The organism is Streptomyces sp. RLB3-17 (assembly GCF_007113425.2).
GTDB classification, from domain to species: Bacteria; Actinomycetota; Actinomycetes; order Streptomycetales; family Streptomycetaceae; genus Streptomyces; species Streptomyces mirabilis_D.
The window spans coordinates 3,461,400-3,474,803 of sequence record NZ_CP041610.2; the positions used below are offsets into that span (position 1 = coordinate 3,461,400).

11 protein-coding genes and 1 pseudogene are annotated in these 13,404 nt (G+C 72.9%); 7 read left to right on the forward strand and 5 right to left on the reverse strand.

Features of this window, described 5'->3' with window-relative positions; all coding sequences use genetic code 11:
• Positions 1-57: 57 nt before the first annotated feature.
• Positions 58-789 carry a VIT1/CCC1 transporter family protein gene (locus tag FNV62_RS16060; RefSeq protein ID WP_060902111.1) on the reverse strand — a complete coding sequence of 244 codons (732 nt, stop codon included), beginning with the start codon at positions 787-789 and terminating at the stop codon, positions 58-60.
• Positions 790-1,038: 249 nt separating this feature from the next.
• On the opposite strand from FNV62_RS16060, the gene FNV62_RS16065 reads away from it, so the two are divergent.
• Genes FNV62_RS16065 through FNV62_RS16095 form a run of 7 tightly spaced genes read left to right on the forward strand, consistent with a single transcriptional unit; the run spans position 1,039 to position 9,023 of the window.
• Positions 1,039-2,139: an ADP-ribosylglycohydrolase family protein gene (locus tag FNV62_RS16065; RefSeq protein ID WP_054236027.1), complete on the forward strand. Its 1,101-nt coding sequence runs from the start codon at positions 1,039-1,041 to the stop codon at positions 2,137-2,139.
• Positions 2,136-3,512, forward strand: coding sequence for an ADP-ribosylglycohydrolase family protein (locus FNV62_RS16070; protein ID WP_144315334.1), 1,377 nt, complete (start codon positions 2,136-2,138; stop codon positions 3,510-3,512). Before FNV62_RS16065 ends, FNV62_RS16070 begins: the two co-directional genes overlap by 4 nt.
• Before the next feature lie 7 nt (positions 3,513-3,519).
• Positions 3,520-4,680 carry an ADP-ribosylglycohydrolase family protein gene (locus FNV62_RS16075; protein WP_144315335.1) on the forward strand — a complete coding sequence of 387 codons (1,161 nt, stop codon included), beginning with the start codon at positions 3,520-3,522 and terminating at the stop codon, positions 4,678-4,680.
• Positions 4,677-6,065 carry an ADP-ribosylglycohydrolase family protein gene (locus FNV62_RS16080; protein ID WP_144315336.1) on the forward strand — a complete coding sequence of 463 codons (1,389 nt, stop codon included), beginning with the start codon at positions 4,677-4,679 and terminating at the stop codon, positions 6,063-6,065. Before FNV62_RS16075 ends, FNV62_RS16080 begins: the two co-directional genes overlap by 4 nt.
• A complete protein-coding gene (gene rbsK / locus FNV62_RS16085) occupies positions 6,062-6,973 on the forward strand; it encodes a ribokinase (RefSeq protein WP_097284280.1) in 912 nt (303 codons plus the stop codon). Before FNV62_RS16080 ends, rbsK begins: the two co-directional genes overlap by 4 nt.
• Complete coding sequence (locus FNV62_RS16090) at positions 6,970-8,190, forward strand: CaiB/BaiF CoA transferase family protein (protein ID WP_143601364.1); 1,221 nt, start codon at positions 6,970-6,972, stop codon at positions 8,188-8,190. Before rbsK ends, FNV62_RS16090 begins: the two co-directional genes overlap by 4 nt.
• On the forward strand, positions 8,187-9,023 hold the full coding sequence (locus tag FNV62_RS16095) for an HpcH/HpaI aldolase/citrate lyase family protein (protein WP_371647676.1): 837 nt from the start codon (positions 8,187-8,189) through the stop codon (positions 9,021-9,023). Before FNV62_RS16090 ends, FNV62_RS16095 begins: the two co-directional genes overlap by 4 nt.
• A gap of 330 nt (positions 9,024-9,353) precedes the next feature.
• Here the strand turns inward: FNV62_RS16095 and lgt are convergent.
• From lgt to trpB, 4 genes and pseudogenes are all read right to left on the reverse strand, one after another.
• A pseudogene (gene lgt, locus FNV62_RS16100) lies at positions 9,354-10,170 on the reverse strand (prolipoprotein diacylglyceryl transferase); the annotation flags it as partial.
• Between the two features lie 191 nt (positions 10,171-10,361).
• Positions 10,362-11,138: a DsbA family protein gene (locus FNV62_RS16105; RefSeq protein ID WP_164331684.1), complete on the reverse strand. Its 777-nt coding sequence runs from the start codon at positions 11,136-11,138 to the stop codon at positions 10,362-10,364.
• A 117-nt stretch (positions 11,139-11,255) separates the two neighbouring features.
• Positions 11,256-12,071 (reverse strand): tryptophan synthase subunit alpha, encoded by an 816-nt coding sequence (gene trpA, locus FNV62_RS16110; RefSeq protein ID WP_060902105.1) that lies wholly within the window; start codon positions 12,069-12,071, stop codon positions 11,256-11,258.
• Positions 12,068-13,360, reverse strand: a complete 1,293-nt coding sequence (gene trpB / locus FNV62_RS16115) for a tryptophan synthase subunit beta (protein WP_054231451.1) — start codon at positions 13,358-13,360, stop codon at positions 12,068-12,070. Before trpB ends, trpA begins: the two co-directional genes overlap by 4 nt.
• Positions 13,361-13,404 lie beyond the last annotated feature (44 nt).

The window sequence follows — 13,404 nt, forward strand, 5'->3', positions numbered from 1 at the left end:
ATCGAAACCAGCGAGTAACGGCTACTTATGCAGTCCCATGCATAGGTGCGCGAGACATCATCCTACGGCGGTACCGAACAGGCTGCCCAGGAGGTATGTCACACCCGCCGCGGCACCCCCGAGGGCGAGCTGCCGGATTCCGCTGTACCACCAGCTTCGAGCCGTCACCCGGGCCACGATCGCGCCACACGCGAAGAGCCCGATCAGCGCGAGCAGCAGCGCGGGCCACAGGACGGTCGCGCCGAGCAGATACGGCAGTACGGGGAGCAGGGCGCCCAGGGCGAAGGAGCCGAAGCTCGACACGGCGGCGACGGCCGGGGAGGGCAGGTCGCCGGGGTCGATGCCGAGCTCTTCGCGGGCGTGTATCTCCAGGGCCTGTTCGGGGTCGCGCGAGAGCTGCTTGGCCACTTCGCGGGCGAGCGCGGAATCGACGCCGCGCGACTCGTACAGCGCGGCGAGCTCGCGCTCCTCGTCCTGCGGATGCTTTCTCAACTCACGGCGCTCGACGTCGAGTTCGGCCTGGACGAGTTCGCGCTGCGAGGCGACGGAGGTGTACTCGCCCGCGGCCATGGAGAAGGCGCCTGCGGCCAGGCCCGCGAGCCCGGTGATGACGATCGTCTGATGGGAGACGGACCCGCCGGCGACACCGGTCATCAGGGCGAGGTTGGACACGAGCCCGTCCATCGCGCCGAACACGGCCGGGCGCAGCCATCCGCCGTTCACGTCCCGGTGGGTGTGGTTGTCGCGGTGCGCCTCGTGCAGCGTCGCCTCGGTGTCGATGATGGACATACCGGTCCCCCAGGATCCGTCGATTGGACTGTTTCTACTTTTCGACAACCACGAAACTACGCCTGGAATTTCTTCTCCGCCAGCAAGGAAAGGCTGGGCTAACCTGCGGTTTTACCTTCAGGCGCTCATCTGTTAAAGATCATGCACAGATGTCGACCGGGTGAATGAGGAGCCTCGGGCGGCTCTCCCCGCCCCCTCCCGTGGGACACATCCCCAAAGGGCTCTGCGCCCTGAGAGGAGAGGCACCGTATGGCTTCCATCGCCTGCATTCCCTCCGTCCCGGCACCCGGGGACTCGGCCGCTCTGCGCGAGCGGGCCCGCGGCGCGCTGCTCGGCCTCGCCGTCGGGGACGCGCTGGGCGCGCCCGCCGAGAACATGAGGCCGTCGCAGATCCGCGCGAAGTGGGGACGGATCACGGGGTACGTCGCCGAGCACCCGGCCGGGACGGACGACACGGAGTACGCGATCTTCTCGGGGCTGCTGCTGGCCCGGCACGGCTCGGCGCTCACCGTGACGCATGTCGAGGCGGCCTGGCACCAGTGGATCGCCGACCGCGACGAGGGGCCGTTCCGGGGCGCCGGCTTCAGCGAGCGCGGCACCCTGGAGAACCTGCGCCGGGGACTCGCGGCCCCCATCTCCGCCCAGCACCGGCACGCCTGGAGCGACGGTCTGGCGATGCGCGCGGCCCCCTTCGGCGTCTTCGCGGCGGGCCGCCCGGCGGAGGCGGCCCGGCTCGTGGCGATCGACGGCTCGGTGAGCCACGAGGGCGAGGGCATCTACGGCGGCCAGGCGGTCGCGGCGGGGGTCGCGGCGGCGATGGCGGGCGCGGCCACGATCGCGGTGGTCGCCTCCGCGCTCGCCGTGATCCCGGACGACTCCTGGACGGCCCGCTCCCTGCGCCGGGCGGTGGCCGTCGCCCACCGCGGGGAACGGGCGGTCCGCTCGGCGGTCGTCATCGGCGGCTACCCCTGGACGGACCTGGCGCCCGAGGCCGTCGCCCTGGCCTTCGGCGCGTACGCCGCCGCCGACGGCGACTTCACCGAGTCCGTCCTCACCGCCGTCAACATGGGCCGCGACGCCGACACCACGGCCGCGGTGGCGGGCGCGCTGGCCGGGGCGACCCGGGGCGCCGCCGCGATCCCGGCGGACTGGGCGGCGGCGATCGGCCCGGCACGCGGCAGCTGCCTGCCCTCCATGGCGGGCCACCACGTACTGGACGTGGCGGAACTGCTCACACCGGGGGACGACGGGAAGTGGGGGACCGGGAGCACGACACCTCCGCCCCCCGACCTGTACGCCCTCACCAGCGACTACATCCTTGCCGACGACGATGACGAGGTGCAGCCATGAGACCCGGCCTGGTGGGCGACGAACCCGGTACGGGATCGGCCTCGGCACCGGAAGCCGGGGGATCGGTCTCGATCTGCGACGTCGAGGACATCCCCTCGACGACCGACGTCGAGGACTCACCCACGACGACCGACACCCGGGACTCACCCTCGACAACCGGCACCGGGGACTCACCCACGACGTCCGACCCCGGGGACTCCCCCTCGTCGGACACCGTCCCCCGTATCGAGCCGGGCGCCGCCCCCGCACCCGCCCCGCGCCCCCGCCGGATCGAGGGCCTCCTGCTCGGACTGGCCGCGGGCGACGCCGCGGGCTGGCCCGCCGGCCGGCACCGCGCGGCCCGGATGCCCGAGTGGACCCGGCGGCTGACCCGCGAGCTGGACACCTTCGCGGAACAGAACGCGACGACCACCCTGCCCGTGCCCATCGCGCTGAACCAGCCGCCGGAACCCCTGCGGCTCGGCCCCTCGGACGACGCGGAATGGGCGGCGTTCGCGGCGGAGGCCGTGCTGCGCGCCGGGGACCGCAGCGCGCTCGGCGACCTGAGCCGGGAACGCCGGATGCGGGCGTCCATCGACCTGTCCTGGAACGCCGTCGCCAGCGAGGTCGCCGCGGCCGCCGAGCGCGCCCCCGAGGTCGAGTCCGCACTGCTCCCCCTCCGCGCCCGGATCTCCGTACGGGCGGGCCTCGGCAACCTCGCCACCGGGCTGCGCCCGCCCGCCACCGGCCACGACAACCCGCACTACTTCGACGACGCGGCCTGCGTACGGGCCTGTGTGCTCGCCGTGGCGCACCCGGGCGACCCCCGACTCGCCGCGGAACTCGCCGAGTTCGACGCCCGCTACACCCAGGACGGCGACGGGGTGCACGGCGCCCGCGCGATGGCCGCGGCCCTCGCGCTCGCCCTCGCCGGGGCCGACGTCGACGCCTGCGCGGACGCCGCCCTCGCCGAGCTCCCCGAGTCGACGGAGATCGGCCGCAACGCGCGGCACGCACTGCGGCTGGCCCGCGCCAGCGAGGACACCTTCGCCCTGGTCCCCCTCCTGGAACACCAGATCGTCGACCACGTCTACAGCTACGGCATCGCGGCGGCGGAGACCGTGCCGGTCGCCCTCGCCCTGGCCACCGCCGCACGCGGCCGGATCGCGGAGGCGGTGCCCGCCGCCGCCTGTCTGTCCCGGGTCGCGGACTCGGCCCCGGCCCTCGCGGGCGCGCTCACCGGCGCGCTGGGCGGCGGCGCCGCGATCCCGGCCTCCTGGCGCGACGCCTGCCGCATCCTGTCCGGCTGCGCGCTGCCCCGCCTCACGGGCACGGACCTGATCGGACTCGCCGACCTCCTGGAAGCGACGGAACTGGCCACCCCAGAGGGATGATTCGGGCATGACGCCCAAAGGAGAAGGATCGGGAACCCTCGACGAACGCATCACCGGAGCCCTCGTCGGAGCCGCCGTCGGCGACGCGCTGGGCGGCCCCGTCGAGGGCTACACCCCCGAGCAGATCGTCGAACGCCACGGCGGCCGGGTCCACGGCATCGTCGGCCCCTGGAACGGCGACGCCTGGCGCACCGCCCGCCCCATCGCCCCGTACCACAAGGGCGACGGACACGTCACCGACGACACCCTGATGACCCACGCGCTGGTACGCGTGTACGCCACCGTCCGCGACCACCTCGACGCGTACGCCGTGGCCGAGCACCTGGTCCCCGACCTCATGACGGGCCCGCGCTGGATCCCGGAACTGGAGGCCGAGGCCATCCCCCTCCAGCGGATCTTCCTCGCGGAGAAGTGGCTGGTGGCCCGCCTCCACTACGGCCATGTGGACCCCCGGGAGGCCGGCTCCGGCAACATCGTCAACTGCGGCGCCGCGATGTACATGGCGCCGGTCGGCCTGGTCAACGCGGCCAACCCGGCGGGCGCGTACGCCGAGGCGCTCGACGTCGCGGGCGCCCACCAGTCGTCGTACGGGCGGGAGGCGGCGGGCGTCTTCGCGGCGGGGGTGGCGGCGGCGTGCGCCCCCCGGGCGACCCCGGACTCGGTCGTCGCGGCCTGCCTGTCCCTGGCGAAGGACGGCACCCGGTCGGCCATCGAGGCGGTCTGCGAAGTCGCCGCCCGCCACACCGACTTCGAGTCGGCGCTGATCCCGCTCCGCGAGGCGGTGGCCCCCTACGACACGGTCGGCCCCGACTACCGCTCCCCCTCCCTCGCCGCCCGCCGCCCCTCCCGCCTCCACGCGATCGAGGAACTCCCCGTCGCCCTGGGCATGTTGGTGGTGTCCGGGGGCGACTACCGGCACGCGGTCCTCGGCTCGGTGAACTACGGCCGCGACTGCGACTCCATCGCCACCATGTCCGGCGCCCTCGCCGGTGCCCTCGGCTCCGAGATCCCCCACGACTGGGCCAAGACGGTCGCCGAGGCCAGCCGCCTGGACCTGCACGCCCCGGCGACCACCCTCACCGGGGTGATCCGCGAGATCTTCGCCCGTGACGTGGGCCGTCGTCGCGCCCACGAGTCCGCGTACGCCGAGCTGACGGGGACCCCATGACGCTCCGACTGACCTGGGTCCAACCCGAGGACCTGCTCGGCCACGAACTCGCCCAGGCGTACCAGGACAACCGCGCACCGGAGGCGATCGCCGCCCGCTGGCACGCGGCGGGCGGACCGGAGGCCCCACCGCGCGCGGGCACGTCCCCGACTCCGGCCTCGCGGTACCTGCGCGCACTGGCGGGCGACCTCCTGGACGAACTGGCGGAGCTGCCCAGCGGGTTGGCGGATGCGGAACCGACGGACCTGGGGCAGATCAGGGCCCACTGCCCGGACTGGCCCGCCCGGCCCGGGCCCGCCCCGGCCCCCGCCCAGGCCCACCTGGAAGCCGCCTGGCTCGGCAGAGCGGTCGGTTGTCTGCTCGGCAAACCCGTGGAGAAGCTCCCCCTCGAAGGGATCCGCGACCTGGCCCGGGCCGGCGGAAACTGGCCGCTGCGCACCTGGTTCACCGCCCGGGGCGTACCCGACGACCTGCTCCGGACCCACCCCTGGAACAGACGCTCCGCCCCCACCTCCCTCGCCGAGAACATCGACGGCATGCCCGAGGACGACGACCTCAACTACCCCCTCCTGAACCTCCTGTTGCTCCAGCGACACGGCAGGGACTTCACGACCGCCGACGTGGCCCGCCTCTGGCTGGACGAACTCCCCGCCGGCCGCACGTTCACCGCCGAACGCGTCGCCTACCGCAACCTCCTCACCGGCATCGAACCCCCGCACACGGCCCACCACCGCAACCCCTTCCGCGAATGGATCGGCGCCCTGATCCGCGCCGACGTCCACGGCTGGACCAACCCGGGCGATCCGGCCGCCGCCGCGGCAGCGGCCCACCGGGACGCCACCCTCACCCACACCGCGAACGGCGTGTACGCCGCGATGTTCACGGCGGCCACCATCGCCGAGGCAGCCACCGGCCACGGCGACATCCACGCCTGCCTGCGCACCGGCCTCACCGTCGTACCCCCCGCCTCCCGGCTGGCCGAGGCGATCCGCCACGCCGTCCACCTCGCCCGCACCACCGAGGACTTCGACACGGTCGTCGACGCACTGCACACCACCCACCGCGCCTACCACTGGGTCCACGCCCTCCCCAACACCGCCCTGATCGCCGCCGCCCTCACCCACGCGAACGGCGACTTCTCCGGCTCCATCTGTCGCGCGGTGTCCGGTGGCTGGGACACCGACTCCAACGGCGCGACGGCGGGCAGCGTCGCGGGCCTTCTCACTGGCGCCCCCACCGCGCTCCCCGACCGCTGGACCACCCCCCTCAAGAACCGCCTCGCCACCTCCGTCGCCGACTTCGACGGCATCGGCTTCGACACCCTCGCCCAGCTGACCCACCGGCTGGCCCACCAGCTCACGCACCGGGAGACCCGTCACCCATGACCCATATCGCCGTGCTCGGCAGCACGAACATGGACCTCGTCGCGTACGTCGCGAAGGCCCCGCAGCGCGGAGAGACCGTGACGGGACGGGAGTTCCGTACGATCCCCGGCGGCAAGGGCGCCAACCAGGCGGTGGCCGCCGCCCACGCGGGCTCCGACGTCTCGATGATCGGCGCGGTGGGCGCCGACGCCTTCGGCTCCCAGCTCCGTACGACCCTGGAGCACTCCGGCGTGGACACCGACCACCTGCGCACCACCGAGGGCCCGTCCGGCACCGCGCACATCGTCGTGGACGACGAGGGCGGCAACGAGATCGTCGTCATCCCCGGCGCCAACGGCACCGTCGACCACCTCGCCCCCGGCGACGAGGCGCTCATCGCCGGCGCCGACGCCCTGCTGCTCCAACTGGAGATCCCGCTGGCCGCCGTCCTCGCGGGCGCCGAGGCCGCGCGCCGCCACGGCGTCCGGACCATCCTGACCCCCTCCCCCGTACAGTCCCTGCCGCCCGAACTCCTCGCCTCCATCGACCTGTTGGTGCCCAACGAACACGAGGCCGCCGCGCTCACCGGCCTCACCGACCCCCGCGACGCGGCCACCGCCCTGCTCGACCAGGTACCCGAAGTCGTCGTCACACTGGGCGCGGCGGGCAGTCTGTACGCGTCCCGCGGCGCCGAACCTTTCACCGTGCCCGCACCCCGGGTCACCGCCGTGGACTCGACCGGCGCGGGCGACACCTTCGTCGGCACCCTCGCGGTCGCGCTGGCGGAGGGTCGGCCGATGCGCGCCGCCCTCGCGTGGGCGTCGACGGCGGCGTCCATGTCGGTGCAGCGCCCCGGCGCCTCGTCCTCGATGCCCTACCGCTCCGAGATCGACGCCCAGGCCGCCTCGAACACCCGGCACACCTCATGAACGGGCACACCGACCACGAGGCGGGGACGGATCGCGGCCCGCTCACCGGGCTGCGCGTCCTCGACCTCGCCACCCTGTTCGCCGGACCGCTCGCCGCCACCATGCTCGGCGACTTCGGCGCGGAGGTCGTCAAGGTCGAGCACCCGGCCAAGCCCGACCCGTCCCGGGGCCACGGCCCGTCGAAGGACGGCATCGGCCTGTGGTGGAAGCTCCTCGGCCGCAACAAACGCACCATCACCCTCGACCTGTCCAGGCCCGGCGGCCGCGCCACCCTGCTGCGCCTCGCCGCCACCGCCGACGTGATCATCGAGAACTTCCGGCCCGGCACCCTGGAGAAGTGGGACCTGGGCTGGACGGAGCTGTCGGCCGCCAACCCCCGCCTCGTCCTCGCCCGCGTGACCGCCTTCGGCCAGTTCGGCCCGTACGCGCACCGCCCCGGCTTCGGCACCCTCGCCGAGGCGATGAGCGGCTTCGCGGCGATCACCGGCGAACCGGACTCCCCGCCGACCCTCCCGCCCTTCGGCCTGGCCGACTCGATCGCGGGCCTGGCGACGGCGTACGCCGTCATGGCCGCGCTCCACGCCCGCGACGCTTCGGACCGCGGCCAGGTGGTCGACATGGCGATCATCGAGCCGATCCTCACCGTGCTCGGCCCACAGCCGCTCTGGTACGACCAGTTGGGCTACGTCCAGCCCCGCACCGGCAACCGCTCCGCGAACAATGCGCCCCGCAACACCTACCGCACGGCGGACGGCTCCTGGGTCGCCGTCTCGACCTCCGCCCAGTCGATCGCCGAGCGGCTGATGCGGCTGGTCGGACGCCCGGAGCTGATCGAGGAACCGTGGTTCGCGACGGGCGCCGACCGGGCCCGCCACACGGACGTCCTGGACGAGGCGGTGGGCTCCTGGATCGCCCGCCACCGCCGCGCCGAGGTCCTGGACGCCTTCGAGAAGGCGGAGGCGGCGGTGGCCCCGATCCAGGACGTACGGGATGTGATGGAGGACCCGCAGTACGCGGCCCTGGACGCGATCACCACCGTCGCCGACCCCGAACTCGGCCCCCTGCGCATGCAGAACGTGCTCTTCCGGCTCTCCGCCACCCCCGGCGCGATCCGCTGGCCGGGCCGCCCCCACGGTGCCGACACGGACGCCGTCCTCACCGAACTCGGCCTGTCCGAGGCCGAGATCACCACCCTCAGATCGGAAGGCGCCCTATGAGGATCCCGGCCCTCCCGCTCACCTGGCTCTACGCCCCCGGAGACCACCCGGAAGTGGTGGCCAAGGCCCTCGTCTCCGGCGCGGACGTCGTCCTGATCGACCTGGAGGACGCGGTCGCCCCGCACCGCAAGAAGTACGCCCGCGCCGCCACCGCCGAGTTGCTCTCGGACCCTCCCCCGGTCCCGGTCCACGTCCGCGTGAACGCGCTGGACGGTCCCTTCGCCGAGGCCGACCTGAGGACGCTCGCCCCGCTCCCCGGCCTCTCCGGCCTCCGGCTGCCCAAGGTGACCTCCCCGACCGATGTCGTCCGGGTCGCGGAACACTCGGCTCCCTCCGAGGGAGGCGCGATCCCCCTGTACGCCCTCCTGGAAACCGCCCTCGGTGTCGAACACGCCTTCGCCATCGCCGCGGCCCACCCGGCGGTGCGCGGCATCGGGCTGGGGGAGGCGGATCTACGGGCCGACCTGGGCGTACGGGAGGACGCGGGCCTGGACTGGGCCCGCGCCCGGATCGTAGTCGCCGCCCGGGCCGCCGGCCTCGCGCCGCCCACGCAGTCGATCTACCCGGACATCCGGGACCTCGAAGGCCTCGCCGCCTCCTGCGCCCACGGGCGCACCCTGGGCTTCCTCGGCCGCGCGGCCATCCACCCCCGCCAGCTCCCGGTGATCGAACACGCCTATCTCCCGACCCCGGCCGAGGTCGAGACCGCCGAGCTCATCGTCAAGGCCGCCGCCACCGAGCCGGGCGCCCAGGCCCTGCCCGACGGCCGCTTCGTGGACGCGGCGGTCGTGGCGGGCGCCCGCCGCACGCTGGCGCTCTCCCGCCGGAAATGAGCGAAGGGGGGCGCCGCGTCCTCGGACGCGGCGCCCCCCTTCGACGTACTGGAGGAACTCAGACCTTCTTGGCCGACTCGGCCTCGCCCCTCGCCGCCTCCACGGACTCCGCGGGCTCCACGAGCTCCTCGGAGTCCGCGGGCTCCGCGGGCTCCTTGGACTGCGCGGGTCCGTCGGACTCGGTGTCCGTCTTCGCGTCGGGCTTCTTGCCGTCGAGCTTCTTGCCGTCGGACTTCTTGCCGGTCGTCTCGTCGGCCTCGTCGTCAGCCTTGCTGTCGACCTCGCTGTCGGCCTTCTTGTCGAGGTCGACGGCATCCCCGTCGGGGGTGTCCCCGTCCGGCTCGACGACCTCCTCGCGTCCCGGCCGCAGCCGCGCCGACACCACGATGTAGGTCACCGCGAGGAGGAAGACCACCATCGCGGTCCAGTCGTTGAGACGCAGGCCCAGGATGTGGTGGGCGTCGTCGACGCGCATGTACTCGATCCAGCCGCGGCCGACGCAGTACGCGGCGACGTACAGCGCGAACGCCCGCCCGTGGCCCAGCGTGAAGCGGCGGTCCGCCCAGATGACGAGGAAGCCGACGCCGACGCACCACAGGGACTCGTACAGGAACGTCGGGTGGTAGTACCCCGGCACGCGCCCGTCCGTCGAGGACGTGATGTGCAGCGCCCACGGCACGTCCGTCGCCTTGCCGTACAGCTCCTGGTTGAACCAGTTGCCCCAGCGCCCGATGGCCTGGGCGAAGACGATGCCGGGGGCGAGGGCGTCGGCCCAGGCGGGGAGCGGGATGCCGCGTCGGCGGCAGCCGATCCACGCGCCCACGGCACCGAGCGCGATCGCGCCCCAGATGCCGAGGCCGCCCTGCCACACCTTGAAGGCGTCCACCCAGTTACGGCCGTCGCTGAAGTACAGCTCGTAGTCCGTGATCACGTGGTAGAGCCGGCCACCGACAAGGCCGAACGGGACGGCCCACACCGCGATGTCGGCCACCGTGCCGGGCCGCCCACCCCGGGCGATCCAGCGTTTGTTGCCGAGCCAGACGGCTACGAAGACGCCGATGATGATGCAGAACGCGTAGCCGCGCAGCGGGATGGGGCCGAGGTGCACCACACCGTGCGACGGGCTGGGAATGTAGGCGATATCCATGGCAGGGTCGACGCTACCCTGCCGGACCGGACCCACGGCAAGCAGCCCGGCTACGGGTCCATAACAGGGGCCCCGAACAGAGGCCCTGACACGGGGCGTGACGAAGGCCACAACTCGGGTCAGGACGTGAGCAACGACATGAGTCGCCCCCGGCCCGTGTCCGAGCCGGGGGCACAGGGCCGACGCGGGGCTCAGGCCTTGTTCTCCGCCTCCACCATCTGCTTGAGCTTCGCCGGGGTCATCGTCTGGTCCTCGTAGATGTTCTTGCCGCCCAGCAGCACGGTCGGCGTGCCCCGGAAACCGCCGCGCTGGAAGGCCGCGTTCGACTTCACGACCCAGCTGTTGTGCGTGCCGTCCTTGACGCACTTCCGGAAGGCGGGGGTATCCAGGCCGTCGACCTTGCCCGCCAGCTCGATGAGCTTGTTGTCGTTCGAGAAGTCGTCGGTGGTCTCGCTGGGCTGGTTCTCGTACAGCACGTCGTGGAACGCCGTGAACTTTCCGGCGTCCTGGGCGCAGGCCGCGGCGTTGGCCGCGTGCCGGGAGCCGCTGCCTCCCCTGCCGTCGTCGATGAGCGTGACCAGGTGGTACTCGACCCTGAGCTTTCCGGCGTCCACCAGCTCGTGGATCGTCGGGCGGTACACCGTCTCGAAGGCCTGGCAGGCCGGGCAGCGGAAGTCCTCCCAGACCGTGAGGGTCGACTTGGCGCCGTCCTTGCCGACGGGGATGGCGAGGCCGTCCTTGCCGGTCGCACCCGAGGGCGACACGGCCGGGCCCGACGCGGCGCTCTTCTTGTCCTTGCCCGAGTTGGCGGCCAGGACGCCCACCACCGCGGCAAGGGCCAGGACGCACACCACCGACGCGCCCACGATCAGCGCCCGGCGGCGCCTGTCCGCGGACTTCTGCTTCTCTCGCTCGACCGCCATCCGCTCGCGGGCGGTGCGCTTTCCGTCACGGTTCTTCTCGCTCACAACCGGCAGAACGAACCGGGGAGGCGCAGCGCGCCTCCCCGGTCCCAGGTCCACCCGTTCGAGTGAGCGGATTGTCCGTTACGTACGCAACAGGACGCGTACGCGGCGGAAGGTGTCTCAGGCCGTGCCGCGCACGCCCTTCGCCAGATCGCCCGCGAGGGCGCGGACCGCGTCGAGGCCCGCGGCCTCGTCCGCCGCGTCCAGCATCCGCTTGACGAAGGCCGAACCGACGATCACACCGTCGGCGAAGCCGGCCACCTCGGCCGCCTGGGTGGCGTTGGAGACACCGAGGCCGACGCAGACCGGCAGCTCGGTGGTGGCCTTGGTACGCCGCACCAGGTCCTGGGCCTGGGCACCCACGGACTCCCGCGTGCCCGTGACGCCCATCAGCGAGGCCGCGTACACGAAGCCGCTGCCCGCCGCGGTGATCTCGGCGAGCCGGGCGTCCTTGCTGCTGGGCGCGACGACGAAGACGGTCGCGAGACCGTGCTTCTCCGCGTGCTCACGCCACAGCGCGGACTCCTGGACGGGCAGGTCGGGCAGGATGCAGCCCGCGCCGCCCGCCTCGGCCAGTTCGGCGGTGAAGCGCTCGACGCCGTAGCGGTCGATGGGGTTCCAGTACGTCATGACGAGCACCGGCTTCCCGGTGGCCCCGTGCGCCTCACGGACCGTGCGCATGACGTCGGCGATCTTGACGCCGCCCTTGAGGGCGATGTCGTCGGCGGTCTGGATGACGGGCCCGTCGAGAACGGGGTCGCTGTGCGGCAGACCGATCTCGACGATGTCCGCGCCGCCCTCGAAGACGGCCTTGACGGCCGCGATCCCGCCGTCGACCGTCGGGAACCCGGCCGGCAGGTACGCGATGAGCGCGGAGCGCCCCTCCGCCTTCGCGGCGGCGAGGGTGTCGCTCAACAGCTGGATGTTGCCGCTCACTTGGCGTCCCCCTCGATCTCTGCGGTGTCACTGTCGGCGTCCGGCTCGACGACGGCGTCGGCGGCGGTGTCGTACAGGCCGAAGTAGCGGGCGGCCGTGTCCATGTCCTTGTCGCCGCGCCCGGACAGGTTGACGATGATCAGCCCGTCCTTGCCCAGCTCCTTGCCGACCTCCAGGGCCCCGGCGAGCGCGTGGGCGCTCTCGATCGCCGGGATGATGCCCTCGGTGCGGGAGAGCAGGCGCAGGGCCTGCATGGCCGCGTCGTCGGTGACCGCGCGGTACTCGGCGCGGCCGCTGTCCTTGAGGTAGGAGTGCTCGGGGCCGATGCCCGGGTAGTCGAGGCCCGCCGAGATGGAGTAGGGCTCGGTGATCTGCCCTTCCTCGTCCTGGAGGACGTACGACCGCGACCCGTGCAGGATGCCGGGTTCACCGGCGGTCAGGGTCGCGGCGTGCTCCCCGGTCTCCACGCCGTGTCCGGCGGGCTCGCAGCCGATGAGGCGTACGTCCGCGTCCGGGATGAAGGCGTGGAAGAGGCCGATGGCGTTGGAGCCGCCGCCGACGCAGGCGATGGCCGCGTCGGGGAGCCGTCCGGCGCGCTCCAGGATCTGCCGCCGGGCCTCGACGCCGATGACCCGGTGGAAGTCGCGGACCATGGCGGGGAAGGGGTGCGGCCCCGCGACGGTCCCGAAGAGGTAGTGCGTGTGGTCGACGTTGGCGACCCAGTCCCGGAAGGCCTCGTTGATGGCGTCCTTGAGGGTGCGGGAGCCGGACTTCACGGCGATGACCTCGGCGCCGAGCATGCGCATGCGGGCCACGTTGAGTGCCTGCCGCTGGGTGTCGATCTCACCCATGTAGATCGTGCACTCGAGGCCGAAGAGCGCGCAGGCGGTGGCGGTGGCCACGCCGTGCTGACCGGCGCCGGTCTCGGCGATGACGCGGGTCTTGCCCATCCGCTTGGTGAGGAGGGCCTGACCGAGCACGTTGTTGATCTTGTGGGACCCGGTGTGGTTGAGGTCCTCGCGCTTGAGGAAGACGCGCGCCCCACCGGCGTGTTCGGCGAAGCGGGACACCTCGGTGAGTGAGCTCGGGCGCCCGGTGTAGTTGACGAGCAGGTCGTCGAGCTCGCGGGCGAACTCGGGGTCCGCCTTCGCCTTGTCGTACTCGACGGCGACCTCGTCCACGGCGGCGACCAGCGCCTCCGGGATGAACTTGCCGCCGAACGCGCCGAAGTACCCCTCGGCGGTGGGAACTTGACCCTCGGGGTCGGGAATGAAGAACTCGCTGGGCATGCGGATACCTCGCAGGGGCGACAGCCCCGGTTACAGGTCGGACA